The organism is Enterovibrio baiacu, from assembly GCF_004120195.1.
Taxonomy (GTDB): domain Bacteria; phylum Pseudomonadota; class Gammaproteobacteria; order Enterobacterales; family Vibrionaceae; genus Enterovibrio; species Enterovibrio baiacui.
The window spans coordinates 140303-163887 of record NZ_SCHN01000013.1 but is presented as its reverse complement, the minus strand read 5'-3'; the positions used below and the strand labels follow the sequence as shown (position 1 = coordinate 163887).

Genomic DNA, 23585 nt, shown 5'->3' with positions numbered 1-23585 from the left:
GAATGAACAAAGGCTTCACCCTAATCGAACTAGTCACCGTTATTCTCATTCTCGGTATCGTTAGTGTGTTTGCCGTACCGCGCCTTTCCGGATCTGAAGCATTTTCAGTGATGGGGGCGCGGGATGCTGGCTTGTCTGTCGCCAGACAAGTCCAGCTTCGCGCTATGCAGCAGGAAATAAAGACAAATGAGCTTTTATCCTCCTGTAATGCACTTGTTGTTACTGCTTCCCGAATGGGGGGCGGTAATGATACAGACTGTCAGTGGCAAGATGATCGCAGTGATGTTGTGGATTTGTCTGATTCACAAGTGCGTATTTCACCAGTACAAACCTTCTATTTTGATCTTTTAGGGCGTCCGGTTAGTTCTGAAAAAAACCGCCTTTGCACCAATGCTTCTGGGTGTAAAATTACGTTCACTCAAAGCGTGAGTGCCGCCAGTATTTGCCTAAACAGTGAAGGCTATTTCTATGCCTGTGACTGAAAACACCTCTAAGTATCCAACCCCTATATCTCACCATCAGCGCGGATTCACGCTGGTGGAGCTGGTTATCGGCATTGTCGTTTTTGGTGTGGCGATGGTGCTGATCAGCACAACCTTGTTTCCTATGTTCGCCAAATCTGCCAACCCGCACTTTGAAGCCCGCGCAGCAGCGTTGGGGCAAGCCGTGATGTCAGAAGTGCTGGCGAGACAATTTGATCGCAATAGCGACCCTAACGGCAGCCAATGGCGTTGCGATGAAAATGCCGACGCGGTGAAAGCCTTGGGTATTCCCGCGCCCGGCACCATTCCTGCCTGCACGCCAACGTTAGTTGCAGGAGACGGCTTTGTGGCCACCGAAGACTACATTGGCTGTTGGGGGGCTGATAGCAGCATTTGTTCTGACACGGATCTTCATAAAGGTAGCTTGCACGAATTGATTGGCGGGAGCGCCGATGATTACGTGGGCTTTACGGTGAACATTAATGTCACCTATGACAATTCGACCTTCTCGGATAACACAAAGAATCCCCAGCTTTATAAACGCATCGACATGGCGGTTGATACCGGACAGTTTGGCCGTTTTGACTTCAGCGCCTATCGGAGCAATTTCTGATGAAACGATCGTACCAATCAGGATTTACACTGGTTGAGCTTATTGTCACCATGACGATCCTCGCGATTGTGTCTGTCGGTATCTTTGGCTTTATCGAAAGCAGCACCAGTGGGTATGTGGAATCCAAAAATCGCGAAGCACTGCAATCCCAAGCCCGTTTCGCTGTTGAACGTCTAGGGCGCGAATTGCGTCATGCTGTGCCAAATAGCATTGCAATGTTTAGAGATAACCAATGTTTGGTCTTTACGCCTGTCAGGTTCACAGGTTTGTATAACACTCGCCCAGAAGGGAAAAACACCTTTGACGTGGGCATGTCGACAACCAATACTAATTGGGAGAAAACGGTGGGTAACGGCAGTTACCGTCTTGTGTTTTCTCCAATGAAACCGGATGACCTTGCGCCGAAGAATAACGGTCTAGATCCGGATAACAGCTTCACGATCTTATCGGCTAAAGACAATCAAATAACCGTCAGTCGAAACAGTGATAATCCTTGGCCTTCTGGTTCTCCTTCGAAACGCTTTTATGTCTACAGCAACTCTGTGACTCTGTGTTTTGAAGAGGGAACGTTGATCCGCCGTGTTAATGGTTCAAATCGAAACATTACCCTCGCTCAGAACCTCATGCCCGGAAGTGGGTTCTCAATAGATTCAACCTCTTTGTCACGACGAAACCTAGTAAAAGTGGCGTATCACTTTAGCCAATCGGGCGAAACCTCCGTGTACAACCAGAACATTCAGGTGATGAATGCGCCGTAGCATCTCTCCATTCCGCAGACACCAAAAAGGCAGCATGTTGATTGTCTCTGTTTTTACGATCACAGCGCTTGCAGCTTTAGGGGCTGCACTCATGCAGATTAACTGGTCACAAAGCGACACCACCACTCGTGAAGTGCTCGGTGCGCGCGCTTGGTTTGCGGCAAATAGCGGAACAGAAATGGCGATGACGAAATTATTTCCACTGCAAGAAAGTGTTGATGACGTTCGCGTAGCTGACTGTGCGGGCATTACTGCGGAAGAACCAATCAGCTTTTCTGTTTCTGGGCTAAAAGGATGCTCTGTGTCTGTTACCTGCGAAGTGATTGGAGAGAATGAACTCGCGCAATATCGCATTGAGAGTAAAGGCGAGTGCGGAAGCGGGCATTTGAAAGTAGTTCGTGTGCAAGAGAGCTGGGCAAAGGAGTTGACGCTGTGAGTCTTCGTTTATCTTTGATGGTTATCTTCGCGCTTTTTAGCGTTAAGGTTTTTGCATTCAGTACGCAGTATTTTCCTGGACCTGCGCAATCGCCTTCGAATACCGACTCATTAATTGAGCTGGCCGGTACATCGAAGATTGTTTCAATTGGTTCGAAGAAAATTGAATTGGGTTTTAGTCGATTTAACATTGGTCAAGAAGCCTCACATTGTTCTGATGGCTTAGATGCTTTTCCATGCATACCTAATCCCAGCCTCCGTGGGGATAATAGATATTTAGAACCATTAGTAATTGGAAGTGGACCACAAGATTTGTCCAAAGAGGCTTTGCCGGTTCCAGGTGTTAATGTTGATTACAACCTCACTCCAAATGACCCTAATTACAATGAAGTCATGATCGGTCAATATAAAACACTAAATCTGACCGGCGGCGTTTATTATTTCGGAGATTTGACACTGAATGATTCTGCGAAGCTCAATGTTAACGGGCGAGTAGAAATTCACCTTAACTCATTTAAAGCGTCCAGTAATTCAACGGTGAATATCGATGGTGACCCAGATGATTTGACTATTTGGGTTCATGGCCAGAAAGCGAGCCTTTGGGAGTATGATGCTTTTCTGGCGTCTCTAAGCAAAACTCACGCATATATATACGCTCAAGGCAGCGTAAAACTTGCAGGTAGTAGCGAATTGAGAGGAGCCGTTACTGCTGGACGCTTTTTAATGAATAACTCAGCATCAGTGACTTATGAAGAAAATAAACATGACTTCAAGTTAGTGATATCTCCTAAGTCATCAGTCGTTAGCTCATGCACTAGAGTGCCAGTCTCTTTTTCTGTCGAAGATACATCTGGAAATTTGCAGCAGCAATTGAAAAGCACATTAACAGTCTCTATCACGCGCTCTAAAGAACTATCTTGTTGGGCTAAATCCCAAGATGCACCTTGTGAGCCTGGAAATACAACCTCGATTACTCTCGAAGGAGGGCGGGGGCAGCTATGGCTGCAAAGTGATTCGAATAACCGAGTTTCAATCTTTGGCGAGACCAAAGGCCCTGACGGCAACGCAATTAATCAAATTGGTGGGCCCTATCGGTTTACCCCAGTTGGTTTTCGCATCGCACCCAACCCATCAAAAATGGTTGCAGGGAAAAGCGAACATTTAAGTCTCGAGGCTGTTGCTTCTGGCGGTGGTAACTGTGAAGTTGTCGGTGACTATGAAGGCCTTAAAAAGCTTCATGTTGATACCACTGATTATTTAGAACCGCAATATCTAAATGAGAATGTAGCACCTCATAAAATAATCATTTCAGACTTAAATAAAGACAGAACCAAAATTGTAAAATTTGTAGCTGGACGTGCAGAGAATGCATTTATTGTTCGGTACGAAGATGCTGGCAGAGTTGCATTTGATGTTACAGATCTAGATTGGAAGTATCGCGATGACGATGACGATGACGATGACGATAGAGAGCAGGGAGCCAGCGAACGCGATGCTCCCGAAGATAACATCGTTAAAGGGACGGCAAATTTAGATGTTCGCCCATACACCCTAGCAGTTTGTGATATTAACGCTTCTGATAAGGGACACTCTAGAGCATCAGATGCTTTTACTTATGCGGGAGCGCCATTTAGTGTCAATCTAAAACCCGTCATTTGGCTTGATGGCGACAAAGACGACGAGTCTAAAATAAATTTATGGTCGGAGGATTACTGCTCACGCCCTTCAACGCCTAGTTTTTGGCATGTAAATGCACCCGAAGCAACAGTAACTATTCGAAATAAAGCAAAAATTGCTTTTCCTGTTCTTGGCTCAAGTACGAATGTAGAAGGTGCTGTTGCTCAATCAAATATCGATGCTGTTAATGGCGTTTACGCATTTCCTTCGTTGAAGGTTAATGATGTTGGCATATTTAAACTTCGTTCAAAAGTGAATGGAAAATACTTGGATATGAAGGTTAACAGAGGTGACATGCATATTGGACGGTTCTATCCATCACATTTCTCTCTCGCATCTACATCTAAAATTTCACCGGGCGTAGAAAAAGCATATGACGAAAAGGGTAACGGTTTTACGTATCTCGGTCAGCCATTTGAGGGAATGTTTACCGTTTACGCGATGACAACACAAAACAAGCCAGTGAAAAACTATCATCGCTACTTAGATGCTGGGGAGAAGGTATCTTTTACTGATTGGGTAATACATTCCAATTCACGCTATCCATATACTGGGCAAGATTTGTCTTCTCGTTGGAGTCATCCTGAACTGCCTAACGTTCAGTGGAAATCTGGTAGAGGGGGATATAGTGAAGTTTCTATCGGTGGATTGATGGAGATTCAAAAAGCTTCTTCTCCTGATGGTCCTTTTGAGCCGCTTCATTTTGCTGTCGGAGTAGCTCAGTCAGATCGCGATAACACTGACTTCAAATATTGCCACTCACCAGATGGGACAAACTGCGTTGATAAAGTACAAAACCCTCAATCGAAAAATTTTGGCGCAGAATTCGGCAGAGGCGACTTCCTCTTCGGCCGCATGCGTATTGAAGGCTTTACTGAAACCCAAGATTTAGAGAATGAACAATCCCTGCCAGTGACTGTCGAAGTGTTCAATGGGTCTCACTTTGTGACCAATGAACGAGATAACGCGACCAATATTTCCACTGAGGCAGGCGTTGCTCAAAAAGATGTACTTTTTAGTGATACAACCGTCGAGGCTGACCGCGCAAAGATAGTGCTAAAAAACAGCGCGAATGAGGTTGTTCAAACGAAACGTGTTGAAAAGGGTACTTCTGTCTTTCACGTTATTCCGCCAAATCAGAGCAAAGGGCCAAATCGTGAGCAGTTTCGATTCTGGCAAAAGCTCGGTGCACCAACAAAAAGTGGTCTGCGTCAAACTTGGCTGCAATACCGTTGGCAGGGCGACAGCTTTAATGAAGATCCGTCAGCAATAGGAACATTTGGTTTCTACAGAGGCAGCGATCGCGTCATATTTAAAGGTGAAAAAAACATCACTTTGACAGGGGAATGAAAAAAAAGACTGATCTCATTCAGGTTTGTAGATCATCGCCTTGCCGCGCCCCGTCAGCATTGGTACATTTAGCGGAATTTGAAGAATTTTAACGCTTGCAGGATTAACCGAAGATTATGTTTAAGAAACTTCGTGGCATGTTCTCTAATGATCTGTCTATCGATCTAGGAACCGCTAACACACTTATCTACGTTAAAGGACAGGGCATTGTTCTTGATGAACCTTCCGTTGTCGCTATTCGCCAAGATCGTGCAGGCTCACCAAAAAGCGTTGCTGCTGTAGGCCATGAAGCCAAGCAAATGCTGGGTCGTACCCCAGGCAACATCGCAGCTATCCGTCCAATGAAAGACGGCGTTATCGCTGACTTCTATGTTACCGAGAAAATGCTGCAGCACTTTATCAAAACGGTTCACGATCATAGCTTTATGCGACCAAGCCCACGTGTATTGGTTGCCGTTCCTTGTGGCTCCACCCAAGTTGAGCGTCGTGCAATCCGTGAATCTGCATTGGGTGCAGGTGCACGTGAAGTGTATTTGATTGATGAGCCAATGGCGGCGGCAATCGGTGCGGGTCTGCCTGTGTCGGAAGCAACTGGTTCTATGGTGGTCGATATCGGTGGTGGTACCACGGAAGTTGCGGTTATCTCTCTGAACGGTGTGGTTTACTCATCGTCTGTACGTATTGGTGGCGACCGTTTCGACGAGTCAATCATCAACTATGTGCGCCGTAACTACGGTAGCTTGATTGGTGAAGCAACGGCTGAGCGTATCAAGCACGAAATCGGCTCTGCATACCCAGGTGATGAAGTCCGTGAGATTGAAGTGCGCGGTCGTAACCTTGCTGAAGGTGTGCCACGTAGCTTTACCCTGAACTCAAACGAAATCCTTGAAGCGCTGCAAGAGCCGCTAACAGGTATCGTTTCTGCAGTTATGGTTGCACTGGAACAGTGTCCACCAGAATTGGCGTCTGACATTTCAGAGCGCGGCATGGTGTTGACGGGCGGTGGTGCATTGCTTCGCGATCTTGATCGTCTGTTGACTGAAGAAACCGGTATCCCTGTGGTTGTTGCAGAAGAACCACTAACGTGTGTTGCGCGTGGCGGTGGTAAAGCGCTTGAGATGATCGACATGCACGGTGGCGATCTGTTCAGCGAAGATTAATTCGCGTCCACCTATTTACAGGTTTAACAGGTTGTAAGTGAATGAAACCGATATTTGGCCGTGGGCCATCTCTACAACTACGCCTGTTTTTCGCTCTATTGATATCAGCCAGCCTTATGCTGGCTGATAGTCGTCTTGGTGCTTTCACCAACTTTCGTTATCTCCTGAATTCTGTTGTCGCGCCGTTGCAGTATGCCTCTAACGTACCGCGTGATTTGTTGGATAACGTATCCCGTCAGTTTACCTCTCACCAGCAATTGCTGATTGATAACACCAAGCTGAAAGAAGAAGTGCTAATGCTTCGAAGCAGCCAGTTGTTGTTCACGCAAATGGAGCAGGAAAACCAACGTCTTCGCGAGCTACTCGGCTCTCCGTTTGTGCGTGATGAACGCAAGATGGTGGCGGAAGTCATGGCGGTTGACTCTGATCCTTACAAGCATCAGGTCATGATCGACAAAGGGCGAACAAACGGCGTGTATGAAGGCCAGCCCGTGCTAAATGAGCGCGGTATCGTCGGCCAAGTCTCTTACGTAGGGGCGCATAACAGCCGCGTATTGCTGATCACGGATCCGACGCATGCGATCCCTGTGCAAGTGGTGCGTAACGATGTGCGAGTGATTGCGGCAGGCCGAGGCCAAACCGACAATATTCAGCTCGATAATATTCCAAGCAGCGCCGACATTGAACCGGGTGACATGCTAGTCACGTCTGGTCTCGGTGGTGTTTTCCCTGAAGGGTATCCGGTGGCGAAGGTGACGTCGTTTTCCTTTGATAACCGTCGTCCGTTTGCACAAGTGGATGCGAAGCCCGAAGTGCAGTTTGATCGCTTGCGTTATTTGCTGCTGGTGTGGCCAACCAATGTCGACAAAGACCAAGCGCCGGCCAACGGCGAAAATCTAGAGGGTACACAAGAGGGGAATGAAACACCGACGGTGAACCCTGACGCTGCCACAGAACAACAAGAGACTACCAATGGCTAATTCTACTGTGCGCGGGCATGCGCTTATTTGGCTGTCGTTTATCGTCGCGCTGATTTTACAAGCTGCGCCATGGCCCGGTGAATTAGCCCCGTTTCGTCCTTCTTGGGTATTGCTGGTGACTTTTTACTGGGTATTGGCATTGCCGCATCGCGTGAACGTCGGCACCGCCTTGGTGCTGGGCTTGCTGTGGGATTTAATGCTGGGCTCAACGCTTGGTGTACGCGGCCTCATGATGTCGGTGCTGATTTATATCGTGGCGCTCAACTTCCAGTTGTTGAGAAATATGTCCCTTTGGCAGCAAGCGGCGCTTTTGTCTCTGCTTACGTTGGCTGGAAAAGTGTTAGAGTTTTGGGCGGAATATTTGGTGTCGGATGTGCAGTTCGATCCCAACATTCTTTGGTCCGGTGTGCTTAACTTCTTGTTGTGGCCTTGGCTATTCCTTTTGCTGCGTCGCGTTCGTCGTCAGTTTTCTATTAAGTAATCTGGAGCCTTTATGTCTGCGCTTCACGTGTATCTTGCTTCTGCCTCGCCACGCAGAAAAGAGCTCCTCGAACAGCTCTCTGTTTCGTTTTCTATTTTACGTGTTGATGTTGAAGAGCAACGTCAACCTCACGAAGAAGCGGCGGACTATGTCCGCCGTTTGTCTCTTGATAAGGCCAAAGCGGGCGTAGAAGCTGCGCCAACGGATTTGCCTGTTTTAGGGGCTGACACCATTGTTGTATGTGATGGTGCTGTGCTTGAAAAACCGCAAAACCTGGATGATTCACGGCGCATGCTGCGTCAATTGTCTGATCGACAACATCAGGTAATGACGGCGGTAACCTTTGCTGACCGGAACCAAACCCTCACCGCACTTGTCACAACAGATGTATGGTTTAAAGCATTGAGTGATGACGAAATTACGGCCTATTGGCAAAGCGGTGAGCCTGCAGATAAAGCGGGCAGTTATGGCATTCAAGGTTTAGGTGGGCGCTTCGTCACGCGCATTGATGGCAGCTACCATGCTGTTGTCGGCCTCCCCCTATTTGAGACAGATGCTCTGTTGACCGAATTCAAAAAATTACGCGGTGAAAAGCTATGAATGCAGAGTTGTTGATTAACGTAACGCCGACAGAAACGCGCGTTGCGATGATTGAAGGTGGAAACCTTCAAGAAGTACATATCGAGCGCGAAGCCAAGCGCGGTATTGTTGGTAATATCTATAAAGGCAAAGTCAGCCGTGTGCTGCCAGGTATGCAAGCGGCGTTTGTTGATATTGGTTTAGACAAAGCAGCATTCCTCCATGCATCAGACATTGTTCCTCACACGGAGTGTGTGTCTGAAAACGAGAAGCAGCAATTCCAAGTCAGAGACATTTCTGAGCTGGTACGCCAAGGGCAAGACATTGTTGTGCAAGTGGTGAAAGACCCACTGGGCACCAAAGGCGCGCGCCTAACCACTGACATTACCTTGCCTTCTCGGTATCTGGTCTTTATGCCTGGGGCATCCCATGTGGGTGTATCTCAACGCATTGAAAGCGAAGAAGAGCGTGAACGTTTGAAGCGTATTGTCTCTGATTACTGCGATGATTTGGGCGGGTTCATTATCCGTACTGCTGCGGAAGGCGCTTCCGATCTGGAAATGGCACACGATGCGGCGTTTCTGAAACGTCTTTGGGCCAAGGTATTGGAGCGTCGCAGTAAGCGCCCTTCAAAATCGATGCTTTACGGTGAGCTAGGGTTGGCACAGCGTATTTTGCGCGATTTCGTTGGTACGGAACTGAAGCTGATCCGCGTCGATTCCCGTGCAACACTGGATGCAATCAGTGAGTTTACTGAAGAGTTTGTCCCTGAACTGAACGACAAGCTTGAGCTTTACACGGGTGATAAGCCTATCTTCGATATGTTCGATACCGAGAATGAAATCCAGCGTTCACTCGACCGTAAAGTGGAGTTGAAGTCTGGCGGTTACCTCATCATCGATCAAACCGAGGCCATGACCACCATTGATATCAATACCGGTGCGTTTGTTGGTCGTCGTAACCTCGAAGAAACCATCTTCAATACCAATGTGGAAGCGACAGGCGCCATTGCCCGCCAACTTCGTCTGCGCAACTTGGGTGGTATCATCATTATCGATTTCATCGATATGAGTTCTGATGAGCATCGCCAGCGCGTACTGCAATCCCTCGAGCAAGCTCTGTCGAAAGACCGCGTGAAAACCAACATCAATGGCTTTACGCAGCTTGGCTTGGTGGAGATGACGCGTAAGCGTACGCGAGAAAGTATTGAACATGTGTTGTGTGGTCAGTGTCCTACTTGTATCGGCCGTGGCTCAGTGAAGACGATTGAAACGGTTTGCTACGAAGTATTGCGTGAAATCACCCGCGTGAACCGTGCGTATGACGCTGACAAGTTTGTGGTGTATGCATCACCTGCGGTGGGGGAAGCGCTTGAGGGCGAAGAGTCTCATGCTGTTGCTGAGCTTGAAGTCTTCATCGGCAAGCAAGTGAAAGTCCATGTTGAGCCGCTGTATACCCAAGAGCAATTTGACGTCGTCATGATGTAATGAGAACACACTGTAAATGGTAAGCTTTGCTCGACGCTTGGCGTTGATTGTTAAATGGATCTTGATCGTTTTAGTCGTGAGTGCAGCTGTACTCACGGCTTCTATGCGAATTGTTCTTCCAAACCTAGATACCGCGAAAGCACCGCTGCAACGATGGGCGAGTGATGCCACCGGATTTAACGTCGATTTCAGTACTGTAAAAGGTCACTGGCGATACCTTATACCCTCACTCTCCCTGCACGATCTTTCTTTATCAACCCAAGATGGCGATCAATCTGTTCTAACGGCAGACAGCATCGAAATGCAGTTCGATGTGGTTGAGAGCATAAAACGTCGAGAACCTACCTTTTCCCATGTCAGCATCGACGGCTTGGATTTAGATGTCACGCAGCTTCCAGAAGGCGAAAGCAAAGAGACAAAGCCGCTAGCGGAACGGTTAGAGAATCTGTTTCTTGTTGGGCTCGGGCATTTTTCGATTCAAAATGCTGACATCACGGTGCTGTCTCCTTCTGAGCAGCGTAAAACCATCGATGTGCGCTCTTTATTGTGGGAAAACAAAAACGGCACCCATCATGTACAAGGTGTGGTGAGTGTTGAAGGCACGTCACTCAACCTGATTGAAGTACGTGGTGCGTTTTCAGAACACAACGGTTTAGCCTCGCTTGATGGCGACTTCTACCTTAAAGCTGATGACTTATCCCTGAAAGATTGGATTAAGCGCTTTATCAATCCAAACATTGTTATTGCCAGCGCCAAGGTGGGTGGCGAGGCGTGGTTTACCCTGAAAAAAGGCGAGCCAGAAAGCGTCTTGTTGAACCTGACGGAAAGCGGCTTGGTTTGGCATGCAAACACGCCAGTAATGTTGCCGTCAGAACTGGCGGCGAGGAATCTGCCCCCGCAAGAACAAAACCAATCTCTGACCATTGAGCGCGGTAAAGTGCTGCTCGAGAAGCAAGATGCGTCGACATGGCGTGCTTCGACACAAGATTTCTCCGTTTCAACCGCGAATGCTGCTTGGCCGTCGTTGTCGGTAAACGCGACATATTCACCGCAAGGCTGGGCGGCAAACATCAATGAACTTGATGTGGCTTTGTTATTGCCACTTCGAGAGGTCGTCGACATCCCTAAAGATATCGACAACGCCATTACCGCGCTTTCAGTGAAAGGCATCGCGAAAGATATTCGAATCGCGCAAGCGAGCGAGCAGCCGCTGTCTTATTCGTTATCGCTCTCGGACGTTGGTTTCCAGCATTGGACGTATTTGCCTGAAGTGCACAAACTCGCCATTGATGTGGTGGGACGCGGTGCCAATGGTAAGGCGTCGCTTTCTATGGTGGATGATCAATTGCCCTATGGCGATTTCTTCCAAGCGCCGCTAGATATTCAGCAAGGAGACGTAAACCTTTACTGGCACCTTGATGAGCAAGGCGTGGTGCTTTGGTCTGATGAAGTGTCAGTGCGAGCGCCTCACATCAATGTGCTGGGTGAGTTCCGGCTTGATATTCCTAAAGAAGGTGACTTGTGGCTGTCTTTCTATGGTGAAGCGAACGTCAATGACGCTGGCGAAACGTGGCGCTATTTACCGACGCTAGCGCTCGGCGATGAGTTAACCGATTTCCTTTCTGCGGCTATCCGTGGTGGTACAGCAGATCACGCCAAGCTGCTGTGGTACGGCGGCATTTCAACCTTCCCATACCTCGAACATGAAGGCATGTTCCAAGCGGATGTTCCCCTTCGTAACGCCAAGTTTAGTTTTGATACGCAATGGCCAACATTGACGGAACTGGATTTGGATTTGCTGTTTGAAAACGATGCCATGTACCTCAATGCCACCAACGTGGGATTAATGGATGCGCGCGGCTACAACCTGAAAGGGGAGATTCCATCTCTTAGCGAAGAAGATGCTGGCATGCTCTACATCACCGCAGATGTGGCGGCGAGCGGCGAAACCTTGCGTGAATACATGCTTGCTACGCCGTTGGTGGATTCTGTCGGTGCCGCTTTAACCCATGTTCAAGTGGACGGCTCAGTAGCAGGTTCAATTTCGCTTGAGATCCCGTTAAATGGTGATGACGTTAACGCCAAGGGAAGCGCCAGACTCAATAAAAACATGGTGTCGATCGTTAGCCCTGAAATGACCCTAGAAAGGGTGAAAGGCAAGATCACCTTTGATAACGACAAAGTGACGGCAACAGGGCTTCGCGCCAATTTGCTCAAACAGCCGATTACGTTTGGTTTCAAAGGGGAAACAGAATCTGAAAATTATGTCGTGAACATCGACATCGATGGGAAGTGGGAAGCGGATAAGCTAAAAGCGGCGTTGGATCTGCCGGACTTGTCATTCATTGAAGGTCAGTCTGAGTGGGATTTAAACGTCGGTATTGCCCTCAAAGACATCGGCTTTACCTACGATGTGTTGCTCGATGCTGATTTGATGGCGATGAATATTGATTTACCCGCACCATTGAATAAATCCTCATTCATTAAAAGTCATGGATATTTAAAAGCGTCGGGTGATGCCCAGCGATTGGTTGGCCAAGTTGAATTGCCGAATTTGAAATACCAAGCGGATGTGGATATTTCGGGGGAGATCCCTAAAGTCACCCGAAGCCGAATGGTGATTGGGGAAGGCGAGCTTGCGTTGAAACCACAGGCGGGAAATGCGATTAGTGTCGATGTGCCATCAATCGATGTGACTGCATGGCGTTCGGTGTTGACGCACTATGGAGAGAAAAACAAAGGCAAAGACAACTCACTGCCTGTTGATCTTCCAACGCCTTCGCGCATCAATGTGAAAGCCGACAAGATCCATGCTGGCGAGATGGTGTTTAACAACGCATCGATTGCGGCGCGAGAAAAACGCGACGGTTACCATATTCTGATTGGCAGTGAAGAGTTGGCAGGGGATGCGTGGTGGGATGGCAATCGTCTATTGACTGTGTCCATTGAACATCTGTTCCTAAACCTTGATCTCGAGAATAAAAAAGAATCCTTTGCCGCTTCGCTCCAAAAAGCCGTGAGCGGTCGTGTAACAGAGGAAGATCGCATCATTATTGCGAAGATCCCCGCCACCGATTTAGTGATCGAAGAACTTTGGCTGCAAGGTTACCGCTTAGGGCGCGTCGAAGCGCAGCTTTTAAAAGACAAAGATGAAGTGACGTTGTCGAAGTTCACCCTAGGCAGCAATGCGCTACGCATGAAAGCCAACGGCGATTGGCGCTTTACGCCAGAAGGCATGAATCAGAGTCACGTCAAATTCACGGTTGAAGGGAAAAACAGCAGTGATTTGATGGGGCGCTTTTCTGTCACAGGCGGCATTCAAGATGCCAGCTTTAGCACCAAAGGCGAGTTAGAGTTTAATGGTGTGCCGTGGAAGATGAATGTTGCCAGCCTTGATGGCATGCTAGAAACCCAGTTAGAAGACGGCTACATCAGTGGTGTGGGTGGTGCGGGTAAGCTGCTGGGCCTGTTTAGTCTCGACTCAATTTTGCGAAAAATGCAGTTGGACTTTACGGGCGTATTTGAAGATGGACTGGCTTTTGATGAAATAAGCGGCAGTGCATCAATCACGAATGGCGTTGTTGTCACGGATAATATCCAGATGAAAGCGCTCGCAGGTGATATGTTTATAAAAGGGATAGCGAATCTGGCGAAAAATCAGGTAAATGCTGAAGTCCGTTTTATTCCTGATCTCACCTCCGGCATTCCTGTCTTCACCGCGTTTGCAGTAACGCCGCAAACCGCGCTCTATGTACTGGCAGTCACCACGGTAATTTCGCCAGTTGTTGATGCGTTTACTCAAGTCAGATATCAGGTAACCGGGCCAATTGATGAGCCCGTCGTCAGGGAAGTTTCACGCCGCAAAGCTGAAGTGACGTTACCAGAGCAGGCGACAGAGCGCCTGCGAACAGAGCAGTTAGGGAGCAAAGACTAATGAGCAAGTTTGGCGTAGTACAGATGAATTCGGGTGCGAATGCTGATGACAATATGGACGTTCTTGAAGGTCAGCTAAGGCATTTGCGCGCGCAAGGTGCACGACTGGTATTGACACCAGAAAACGCGATTGTGTTCGGTAAGAAGGAAGATTACGAGAAATACGCGGAAGAGCTAGGGCATGGGCCTCTGCAAAAGCGCCTTTCTCAACTCGCCTTCGAGCTGGGTATTTGGCTCGTGGTTGGGTCATTTCCTATCAGCAATCACGACGGTACGTTGAGCACGACATTACTCGTCTATGATGCCGCAGGTAACTTGCGTGCGTCTTACGAAAAGCTGCACATGTTTGACGTGGATATCGCCGATAACCACCGCAGCTACCGAGAATCTGATACCTTCCGTGCGGGTGATAACCTCGCATTGGTAGAGACGCCATTTGGAACATTGGGGCTGTCGATCTGTTATGACATTCGCTTCCCGCATTTATACGCGGCGTTGCGTCAACGTGGCGCAGACATCATTGTAGTGCCAGCCGCATTCACCAAAGTAACCGGCCGTGCGCATTGGGAAGTGTTACTGCGTGCGCGTGCCATTGAAACCCAATGTTGGGTGTTGGCGGCGGCACAATGTGGCTCTCACGAAGGCGGTCGCGAAACCTATGGGCATTCGATGATTGTCGATCCATGGGGGCAAGTGGCTAGCGAACTGCAAGAGCAGGTGGGGAGTGCGTGGGCAGACATTGATTTAGCAACCAACAGTGCCATCCGCACCAAAATGCCGGTATTAGAGCATGCTCGGTTGCAATGCGCGTTGAAATAGCGCAGTCTCATTTTATTATAAGTCCCGCGGTGACAGGCCTGTTGCCGCGGGACGTTTCTCATTTCCAGCGCTAAAAGAGCAATTACACAATGAGCCTCGAACACGTCGAAGAAACGATGCTTCACCTCTCGGGTATGAGCAAGAGTCAACTCAGCCAAACACTTGATCACTTGGCAGCAAGAAACATCGACTACGGCGATGTTTACTTCCAATCATGCTGGCATGAATCACTGGTGCTTGAAGACAGCATCATTAAAGACGGCTCATTCAATATCGACCGCGGTGTGGGTGTTCGTGCAATTTGTGGTGAGAAAACCGGTTTCGCGTATTCCGACCAAATCAATGCTGATGCCTTAATGCAAAGTGCCACGGCGGCACGCGGTATTGCAGACAAAGGCGGCAAGCTTCAAGTGTCGGCATTTGCTAATCGCCAATATCCAACGATTTATCAAGCGATTGACCCACTGCAAAGCATGAGCAAAGAAGACAAAATCGCTTTGCTGAAAGAAGTGGATGTCTACATTCGCGCGAAAGAGCCGCTCATCCAAGAAGTGTCTGTCAGCATCAGTGGCGTGTATGAGCAAGTGCTTATCGCAGCGACTGACGGAACCTACGCGGCAGATACGCGCCCATTGGTGCGTTTGTCTGTCAGTGTGCTGGTTGAGAAAGACGGCCGTCGTGAACGCGGTTCAGCGGGCGGTGGTGGTCGATTTGGCTATCAGTACTTTTTAACCGAAGAAGACGGAAAAACCGTTGCCCTCAATTATGCCGATGAAGCGGTGCGTCAAGCATTGGTAAACCTTCACGCGAAAGGTGCACCAGCGGGCACAATGCCAGTGGTATTGGGGGCAGGCTGGCCGGGCGTCTTGCTGCATGAAGCGGTGGGTCATGGTCTGGAAGGTGACTTTAACCGAAAAGAATCGTCGGTGTTCTCTGGCCAAATCGGTCAGCAAGTCACGTCACCACTTTGTACCATTGTGGATGACGGAACACTTCAAGATCGCCGTGGTTCACTGAACATTGATGATGAAGGTGTACCTGGTCAATACAATACCTTGATTGAAAATGGCATCTTGAAAGGCTACATGCAGGATAAGCACAACGCGCACCTGATGGGCGTTGCACCTACGGGTAATGGTCGTCGTGAATCTTACGCGCACCTGCCAATGCCACGTATGACCAATACCTACATGCTGGCAGGTGAGAGCACGCCGGAAGACATCATTAGCAGCGTGGAATATGGCCTGTATGCCCCGAACTTTGGCGGCGGTCAGGTGGACATTACCTCTGGTAAGTTTGTGTTCTCCACCAGCGAAGCGTACTTGATTGAAAACGGTAAAGTGACCACGCCAGTGAAAGGCGCAACTTTGATCGGTAGCGGCATTGAAGCCATGCAGCAAGTGTCGATGGTGGGTAATGACCTCGCCCTAGACCGCGGTGTGGGCGTGTGTGGTAAAGCCGGCCAAAGTGTTGCCGTCGGTGTGGGTCAGCCAACGTTGAAGCTGGATGCGATGACGGTGGGTGGAACGGAATAAGAAGATAGGGCCTAGGAAGAGAAGGTCCTAGGCGCTGGGAAGGGCAAAAGCTTGACAGTGCTTCCTATCTTCAAAGAATCGTTGCAGTACCCAGTACCCAGTACTCAGCACAAAAAAGCCAGACCGAGGTCTGGCTTTTGCATATCTGACAGTAAGCGTTGAATTACTCTTCTTCCGCTTTTAGCGCTTTCAGAATTTGGAACAGTTCTTTAGACGCTTTTGATGGCTTACTGCTTTCTAGATCTTTCTTCGCTTGACGGACAAGTTGGCGTAGCTTTTGACGATCTGCAGAAGGGTGCTTTTCAACGATTTCGTTGATCATCTTGTCACCTTCCGCGATCAGACGATCGCGTTGTTTTTCCAACTTCAGCAGTTCGATGGATTGCTGACCGTGTTTATTGTTCAGCTTGTCCAACGCCGCTTGGATCGCTTCTGCATCCACATGACGCATGAGTTTACCAATCAACTGAAGTTGACGGCGACGCGCTTCTTTTTCAAAACGCTGTGCATCTGCGATCGCAATGCGAAGATCTTCTGTAAGAGGGAATTTTTCCAATACAGAAGGTTTAAGTTCAATCAGCTTAGTGCCGAGTGCTTGCAGCGCTTCCATATCGCGTTTCATCTCGGAACGACTTACCCAGATGATTTCTTCTTCCTCTTCCCAAGGCTCACGTTTATTTTTACGGCCCATAATCTTTCCCGAGGTTGTCACTTACTTGATCAGCGTATCTTATCAAGAATGTCGAATTTTGCTGGTGTTTTTTAAGCATTGTCTTCGCTACGAGTGGTATGCTTACAAACAACATACATTTATCTAAGACTTTATGGACGTGAAACAACAGGTTGCTCAGCAACGCACAGAACTTGAAGCTGCAGTGAGTCGCGCATTGGAGCTGGCAGGTAAGAAAGCAGATGCTGCAGAAGTGGCGATCACGAAAACCACGGGCATCAGCGTGGCAACACGCATGTGTGAAGTGGAAAGCGTTGAGTTCAATAGCGATGGTGCGTTGGGTATTACTGTGTATCGCGGTCAGCGTAAAGGCAGCGCGTCAACCTCTGATCTGTCAGAAGAAGCGATCGCGCAAACTGTTGCGGCTGCATTAGATATTGCAAATTACACGTCTGAAGATCCTTTTTCAGGCCCTGCGCCCGCTGAGTTGATGGCGTATGACTACCCCGATCTGGACTTGTTCTACCCAGACGAGCCGGAGCCCGATCATGCGGCAGAGAAAGCCATTGCAGCCGAGCGTGCAGCCTTAGAACACGACAAGCGCATCAAATTCAGTGATGGAGCAAGCTACGACAGCCACTACGGTGTGCGTGTCTACGGCAACAGCCACGGCATGTTAGGCAGTTATGCCTCAAGCCGTCACAGCATCAGTTGCAGTGTGATTGCCGAAGACAGTAAAGGGATGGAACGCGATTACAGCTATACCTCTGCGCGCGATAAGCTCGACCTTTGGACGCCAGAACGCGTGGGCATCGAAGCGGCAGAGCGAACCATCTCGCGTATGGAACCGCGTCGCGTTGCGACTTGCCAAGCACCCGTGATGTTCGCGGCGGATGTCGCCACCGGCTTGCTCGGCCACCTTGTCATGGGTATCAGCGGCTCAAGCTTGTACCGTAAATCGTCTTTCCTATTGGACAAGCTGGGTCACCAAATCTTGCCTGAATGGTTCGAAGTGTATGAACGCCCACATATTCTAAAAGGCATGGCGAGCGCACCGTTTGATAGCGAAGGCATGTTTACCCGTGATCTCGACATCATCAAAAACGGTGAGCTACAAACCTACCTTGCGACCAGCTATGCCGCCCGTAAACTGGGCATGCAGCCAACCGGTCATGCTGGCGGTATCCATAACTGGTTCGTGGGCAATACAGGTCAAAACTTCGAGCAGATGCTGAAAGAGCTAGGCACAGGTTTGTTAGTGACAGAGCTCATGGGACAAGGCGTGAACATCGTAACCGGTGATTACTCTCGCGGCGCCGCAGGCTTCTGGGTAGAAAACGGTGAAATCCAATACCCAGTGACGGAGATTACCATCGCCGGTAATCTGGCTGACATGTACAAGCAGATTGTTGCGGTAGGGTCGGACACTGAGCTGCGTAGTCAGATTCAGACGGGGTCGATATTAATTGAATCGATGAAAATTGGCGGCGAATAGCGTCGTCCTTCGCCCTCTGACCGCGTTCGCTTCGCCTTCTCACTCCAGTCACTTAGTGAACTAAGCTCCCGGAGATTCGAAGGCTTGCAGCCTTGTCAGAGAACGAATGACTTAGCTATTTAGAATCGCAGTGTAAAAAAGGCTTTCATTTGAAAGCCTTTTTTCGTTTAAACGAGGAAGAGAGTGGCGAGGCCGAGGAAGACCGAGAGACCGACCATGTCGGTGATGGTGGTCAGTGCCATGCCGCCTGCGAGGGCAGGGTCGATTTTCATTTTCTTGAGTAAGATAGGCACAGTAACGCCTGCAACACCAGCGATGATGAGGTTTGCCATCATCGCGGCGGCGATGATGCCACCGAGTACCCAATTGCCTTTCCACAGAACAACCACGCCACCAATGATACATGCCCAAATGATGCCATTGAGCAAACCCACTAACGCTTCTTTGGTGAGTAGCCAGCGGGTGTTGGAATCACCGATGTGACCTACGGCCAAACCACGGATCACCAGTGCGACGGTTTGGTTACCGGCAACGCCACCCATAGACGGTACGATGGTCATGAGCACCGCAATGGCGGCCATTTGCTCAAGGGTGTTTTCAAACAGGTTAGAAACAGATGCTGCAGCCAATGCGGCAAGGACGTTTGCTCCAAGCCAAATGCTGCGGCTACGTGCGGATTTTAAAACCGGCGCAAAGGTGTCTTCTTCGTCATCCAGACCCGCCATACTCATCATGGAGTGTTCAGCATCTTCACGAATGATATCGACGACGTCATCGATGGTGATACGGCCAACAAGCTGATGTTGGTCATCAACAACCGGTGCGGATACCCAGTTACGACGTTCAAACAAGCTCGCGATTTCACCATCGTCCATGTCGACAGGAATCGCCTCATCCGAATCTTCCATGATATCGAGCACTTCGGTATCAGGCTGTGTCGTTAGCAGCGTCGTGATCGGCAGAGAGCCAATCAGGCGGCTATTTTCATCCACCACATACAACGCATCGGTGGCTTCAGGCAGTTCGCCTCTCATGCGCAGATAACGCAGGACCACGTCGACAGTCACGTCAGAACGGATGGTCACCACGTCGGTATTCATCATACCGCCGGCGGTGTCTTCCGGGTAAGCAAGCGCTTGTTCTACGCGATCACGATCTTGCGCATCCATCTGCGCAAGCACGTCTTGAGAAACTTGATTAGGAAGGCTTCGAAGCAGGTAGGCGACGTCATCGGTGTCCATACCTTCGGTGGCGGCGGCCAACTGCTCTGGCTGCATGCGCACCATGATGCCATCTTTGACATCTTCCGAAAGCTCTTCGAGGATTTCGCCCTGTTCTTCAGGATCGGTTAACTGCCAGAGAACCAAACGGCTCTTTGGAGGAGACGCCTCGAGCAGGTGTGCAATGTCTTCCGGCTCCATGTCTTCGAGCATACGTCGGACATGGACAAACATACCGTTGTCTAGTGCACGGCTAACTTCCTGCAACGTTTGATGCGTTTGATTAGACTGTTCTACTTCGTAATTCTCTGCCATGGAATTGTCCGGTTTACGGCGGCTGGCGCAATGACATGAATATTAACGCAATCTCGTATGACTGTCTTTGCCAAATCTGTGTTGAAATGAGAGCGAGTGGGTTGACGTGCAGGGAATAAGACGAGGTTAGTTTTCCTCGTCAAAGCCTGCTTCAATCAATGCGGTGACTGCACCCAGCGCTTTTTGTGCCTCTGGGCCGTTTGCTGATACGGTGATTTGTTCACCTTGGCTGGAATCAAGCAGCAAAATTGCCATCACGCTGTCAGCGGTAACTGCTTGTTCTGCTTTGGATACAGTGACTTCTGCATCGAAACTTTGTGCCAGTTCTACGAGCTTCACCGCGGCACGTGCATGTAAACCAAGGCGATTTCGGATCAGGACTTCTTTACTGCACTGTGTCATATCTTTCCCTCGAGTGTTCTGTGCCTGATTTGCACTTGTTGCCCGTTAGACTTGAAGTAGTCCGCCAAGAACTGAGCAATATACACAGAGCGGTGCTGCCCGCCTGTACACCCGATGGCCACGGTGAGGTAGCTGCGGTTGTTCTTTTCCAAGGCTGGTAACCAAGATTCGAGGAAACTTTTGATTTGGGCAATGAGCATTGCCACGTCTTGTTCTGCAGCGAGGAACATCTTCACCGGTTCATCAAGGCCCGTTAATGGCCTTAAAGACGGCTCCCAGTGAGGGTTGGGTAGAAATCGCACATCGAAAACGTAGTCGGCATCAGAGGGAAGACCGTGCTTGAAGCCGAAGGATTCAAACACCATCACCAAATCGCGGCTGGTTCTCCCTAGCACCAAAGATCGCACCGCTTCACTCAAGTCATGCACAGAGTGCGTTGACGTGTTGATCACTTTATCTGCGCGTTCTTTCAGCGGCGTAAGCAGCTGCTTTTCTTTCTCGATGGCTTGTTCGAGCGATAAGTTATTTTTGCTTAATGGATGCAGGCGGCGTGTTTCGCTGAAACGCTTAACCAGTTCTTTGTCGTCTGCATCTAAGAAAAAGATATCAACATCCAAGTCAGCAGGAAGCTTTGCCAATGTGTGGGAGATTTCATCAGGATCAGCAGGCATGTTGCGAATATCAATACTCACGGCGATGTTAGAGCTGTCATCCGTTTGTGCATTCACGAACTGTGGGAGTAGATTCACGGGAAGGTTATCAACGCAGTAATAACCTAAGTCTTCAAGGACGCGGAGTGCGACAGATTTTCCCGAGCCTGAACGGCCACTTACGATTTTCAACTGCATGGTGCTGGGATCCCTGTCTCGCTATTCACCAGTAATGATGTCGTAGAGTTCTTGGTCAGAGTTGGCATTACGCATGCGCTTGCACAGTTGCTTGTCACCAAGTTTTTGTGCAATCAAAGACAGCGTTTTGAGGTGCTCTTTACATTGCGCATCCGGAACGAGCAGTGCGAACAAGAGATCAACAGGTTGATTATCAATGGCATCGAACTCGATAGGCTCTGCACACTGAATAAACACGCCGACAGCTTGGTCACTATTGAATATACGGCCATGGGGAATGGCGATTCCATTCCCTATGCCCGTACTCCCTAGCTTTTCCCTGCTTAGGATGCACTCGAACAGTTTTTGCGGATTTTGGTCTAATTGGTTGCCGGCCAACTCGCTGATCAATTCAAGTGCACGTTTCTTACTTGAACAAAGGACTGCACTTTTGGTGCAGTCCAACTTAAGTACGTCTTTAAGTTCCATGGTTAATGGTGATTCATCTTTTCTTTGTGTTTGTTTAGCTGTTTAACCAGCTTATCCGTAAGCGAATCAATGGCCGCATACATGTTTTCTGAGTCTGCTTTCGCATGAATTTCGCCGTTGTTGACGTGAAGCGTCGCTTCGGCAATTTGTTGGAGTTTTTCTACGTTAAGCACGACATGGACGTTGTTAATATGCTCAAAAAAGCGCTCAAGCTTATCAAACTTTTGCATCACATACTCTCGGAGGGACTCGGTGATCTCGACGTGGTGACCGGTGAGATTTATTTGCATAAACATCTTCCTTCTTTGTAGAGACGCCTAGATAAGGCGTTTGCGCTGATTTGACGGTGCGATACCCAGAGACTCGCGATATTTTGCAATCGTTCGACGTGCTACTTGGATACCTTGTTCCGCCAGCAGTGTGGCAATCTTGCTGTCGCTGAGTGGTTTGGCCTGATTTTCGGCGGCAACCAACTTTTTGACCAGCGCACGTATTGCCGTAGAGCTACATTCGCCGCCATTGTCAGTACTGACATGACTAGAAAAGAAGTATTTCAACTCAAAGATACCCCTTGGGGTATGCATGTATTTTTGGGTCGTGACCCGAGAGATAGTGGATTCATGCATGTCCACTGCGAGTGCGATGTCGTTAAGCACCATTGGCTTCATCGCCTCTTCGCCGTACTCAAAGAAATCTTGCTGATGTTCGACGATGCAACGTGCAACTTTCAGCAGGGTTTCATTGCGGCTTTCTAAGCTTTTGATCAGCCATTTCGCATCTTGTAGATGGCTTCGAATAAATTGGCTGTCGGCGGCGCTGCACCCATTTTTGGTTAGCGCAGCATATTGTTGGTTTACCTTCAGTCTTGGCACGCTATCTGGGTTGATCTGTACCACCCACTTTCCGCGATCTTTGAACACGGAAACATCCGGGATAACGTACTCTGCTTCGTTGGTGACGATCAGGTTGCCTGGGCGTGGCTCAAGGCTGTGAATCAACTGCATCACTTCTTTGAGCTCAGGCTCGCGAAGTTTGCTTTCTTTCATGATTTGACGGTAATCGCGGTTCGCCAGAAGATCCATGTGTGCTTGGAGGACGGATCTTGCCTCGGCCAACCAAGGGGTGTCTTCCGCAAAAGAGGCTAGCTGGATCAACAAACATTCTTGAAGTGATCGTGATGCAACGCCTAGCGGATCGAACTGTTGAACGCGCTTTAAAACGGCTTCAACTTCATCAAGTTCGACCTCTTCGTCTTCCGCACCAAGGCTTTCAAGGATGTCTTCACAGGTGACGGTCAGGTAGCCTTTGTCATCGACGGCATCGATGATGGCGGTAGCAATCGCAAGATCCACCTCGGTAAAGGGGGTTAATTGCACTTGCCAATTGAGATAGTCTTGGAGTGTTTCGGTGGTTTCACCTTGGTAAACAGGAATGTCGTCACCGAGTGAAATGCCTGTGCTGCCAGTGTTGGCGCTGTACATATCATCCCATGTCGTATCAACAGGAAGATCGTCAGGCATTTCTTTTTGGCCGAGAGCATCGGAGCTATCAAGGCTGTCTTCGCGGTTTAAATTGTCATCGCGTTCTGCAGAAGCGCTGACCTGCTCGCCATTGTCATAATCATCAGATGTGTCATTGTCTGATGAATGATCACCCGATTCGTCTTGTTCAAGGAGAGGGTTTGCTTCAAGCGCTTCCTGAATCTCTTGTTGCAGATCTAACGTCGAAAGCTGCAGCAGACGAATTGCCTGTTGCAGTTGCGGCGTCATTGCAAGTTGTTGGCCAAGCTTGAGCTGAAGCGAGGGTTTCATAGTTATTCTGGCACCTTTCCTATTTTTGAATTATCAGTGCTTGTTGTTGTAACGATTCGCCAACCGT

21 protein-coding genes are annotated in these 23585 nt (G+C 49.0%); 14 read left to right on the top strand and 7 right to left on the bottom strand.

The window, feature by feature from the left end; genetic code table 11:
* Positions 1-2 precede the first annotated feature (2 nt).
* From EQP46_RS15425 to tldD, 13 genes are all read left to right on the top strand, one after another.
* A complete protein-coding gene (locus EQP46_RS15425) occupies positions 3-482 on the top strand; it encodes a type II secretion system protein (protein WP_129494496.1) in 480 nt (159 codons plus the stop codon).
* A complete protein-coding gene (locus EQP46_RS15420) occupies positions 469-1095 on the top strand; it encodes a type IV pilus modification PilV family protein (RefSeq protein WP_129494495.1) in 627 nt (208 codons plus the stop codon). Before EQP46_RS15425 ends, EQP46_RS15420 begins: the two co-directional genes overlap by 14 nt.
* Positions 1095-1853, top strand: coding sequence for a PilW family protein (locus tag EQP46_RS15415; RefSeq protein WP_129494494.1), 759 nt, complete (start codon positions 1095-1097; stop codon positions 1851-1853). Before EQP46_RS15420 ends, EQP46_RS15415 begins: the two co-directional genes overlap by 1 nt.
* The gene (locus EQP46_RS15410; protein WP_129494493.1) at positions 1843-2289 is read left to right on the top strand and encodes an MSHA biogenesis protein MshP; all 447 of its coding nucleotides are present in this window, start codon (positions 1843-1845) and stop codon (positions 2287-2289) included. Before EQP46_RS15415 ends, EQP46_RS15410 begins: the two co-directional genes overlap by 11 nt.
* Positions 2286-5315: a DUF6701 domain-containing protein gene (locus EQP46_RS15405; protein WP_240671748.1), complete on the top strand. Its 3030-nt coding sequence runs from the start codon at positions 2286-2288 to the stop codon at positions 5313-5315. Before EQP46_RS15410 ends, EQP46_RS15405 begins: the two co-directional genes overlap by 4 nt.
* A gap of 116 nt (positions 5316-5431) precedes the next feature.
* Entirely contained in the window at positions 5432-6475 is a 1044-nt protein-coding gene (gene mreB / locus EQP46_RS15400; RefSeq protein ID WP_002537278.1) for a rod shape-determining protein MreB, read from the top strand.
* A 41-nt stretch (positions 6476-6516) separates the two neighbouring features.
* Positions 6517-7455 carry a rod shape-determining protein MreC gene (gene mreC / locus EQP46_RS15395; RefSeq protein ID WP_129494492.1) on the top strand — a complete coding sequence of 313 codons (939 nt, stop codon included), beginning with the start codon at positions 6517-6519 and terminating at the stop codon, positions 7453-7455.
* Positions 7448-7936 carry a rod shape-determining protein MreD gene (gene mreD, locus EQP46_RS15390; protein WP_129494491.1) on the top strand — a complete coding sequence of 163 codons (489 nt, stop codon included), beginning with the start codon at positions 7448-7450 and terminating at the stop codon, positions 7934-7936. The genes mreC and mreD overlap by 8 nt, the downstream gene beginning before the upstream one ends.
* Before the next feature lie 12 nt (positions 7937-7948).
* On the top strand, positions 7949-8536 hold the full coding sequence (locus EQP46_RS15385; protein WP_129494490.1) for a Maf family protein: 588 nt from the start codon (positions 7949-7951) through the stop codon (positions 8534-8536).
* Positions 8533-10002 (top strand): ribonuclease G, encoded by a 1470-nt coding sequence (gene rng, locus EQP46_RS15380; RefSeq protein ID WP_129494489.1) that lies wholly within the window; start codon positions 8533-8535, stop codon positions 10000-10002. Before EQP46_RS15385 ends, rng begins: the two co-directional genes overlap by 4 nt.
* 16 nt (positions 10003-10018) lie before the next feature.
* Positions 10019-13936: a YhdP family protein gene (locus tag EQP46_RS15375; RefSeq protein ID WP_129494488.1), complete on the top strand. Its 3918-nt coding sequence runs from the start codon at positions 10019-10021 to the stop codon at positions 13934-13936.
* Entirely contained in the window at positions 13936-14754 is an 819-nt protein-coding gene (locus EQP46_RS15370) for a carbon-nitrogen hydrolase family protein (protein ID WP_129494487.1), read from the top strand. Before EQP46_RS15375 ends, EQP46_RS15370 begins: the two co-directional genes overlap by 1 nt.
* An 89-nt stretch (positions 14755-14843) precedes the next feature.
* Positions 14844-16289: a metalloprotease TldD gene (tldD, locus tag EQP46_RS15365; RefSeq protein WP_129494486.1), complete on the top strand. Its 1446-nt coding sequence runs from the start codon at positions 14844-14846 to the stop codon at positions 16287-16289.
* Between the two features lie 163 nt (positions 16290-16452).
* Here tldD and yjgA read toward each other — a convergent pair whose 3' ends face one another.
* A complete protein-coding gene (gene yjgA, locus EQP46_RS15360; RefSeq protein ID WP_129494485.1) occupies positions 16453-16980 on the bottom strand; it encodes a ribosome biogenesis factor YjgA in 528 nt (175 codons plus the stop codon).
* 133 nt (positions 16981-17113) lie between these two features.
* Here yjgA and pmbA point away from each other — a divergent pair, with 133 nt between their 5' ends.
* The gene (gene pmbA / locus EQP46_RS15355) at positions 17114-18454 is read left to right on the top strand and encodes a metalloprotease PmbA (protein ID WP_129494484.1); all 1341 of its coding nucleotides are present in this window, start codon (positions 17114-17116) and stop codon (positions 18452-18454) included.
* 167 nt (positions 18455-18621) lie between these two features.
* Here pmbA and mgtE read toward each other — a convergent pair whose 3' ends face one another.
* From mgtE to EQP46_RS15325, 6 genes are all read right to left on the bottom strand, one after another.
* On the bottom strand, positions 18622-19989 hold the full coding sequence (gene mgtE, locus EQP46_RS15350) for a magnesium transporter (protein WP_129494483.1): 1368 nt from the start codon (positions 19987-19989) through the stop codon (positions 18622-18624).
* A 126-nt stretch (positions 19990-20115) separates the two neighbouring features.
* Entirely contained in the window at positions 20116-20391 is a 276-nt protein-coding gene (locus EQP46_RS15345; RefSeq protein WP_129494482.1) for an HPr family phosphocarrier protein, read from the bottom strand.
* On the bottom strand, positions 20388-21239 hold the full coding sequence (gene rapZ / locus EQP46_RS15340; RefSeq protein WP_129494481.1) for an RNase adapter RapZ: 852 nt from the start codon (positions 21237-21239) through the stop codon (positions 20388-20390). The genes EQP46_RS15345 and rapZ overlap by 4 nt, the downstream gene beginning before the upstream one ends.
* A 21-nt stretch (positions 21240-21260) precedes the next feature.
* Entirely contained in the window at positions 21261-21707 is a 447-nt protein-coding gene (ptsN, locus tag EQP46_RS15335) for a PTS IIA-like nitrogen regulatory protein PtsN (RefSeq protein ID WP_129494480.1), read from the bottom strand.
* A 2-nt stretch (positions 21708-21709) separates the two neighbouring features.
* The gene (gene hpf / locus EQP46_RS15330; RefSeq protein WP_017008142.1) at positions 21710-21997 is read right to left on the bottom strand and encodes a ribosome hibernation promoting factor; all 288 of its coding nucleotides are present in this window, start codon (positions 21995-21997) and stop codon (positions 21710-21712) included.
* A 27-nt stretch (positions 21998-22024) separates the two neighbouring features.
* A complete protein-coding gene (locus EQP46_RS15325; protein ID WP_129494479.1) occupies positions 22025-23518 on the bottom strand; it encodes an RNA polymerase factor sigma-54 in 1494 nt (497 codons plus the stop codon).
* Between the last annotated feature and the right edge of the window lie 67 nt (positions 23519-23585).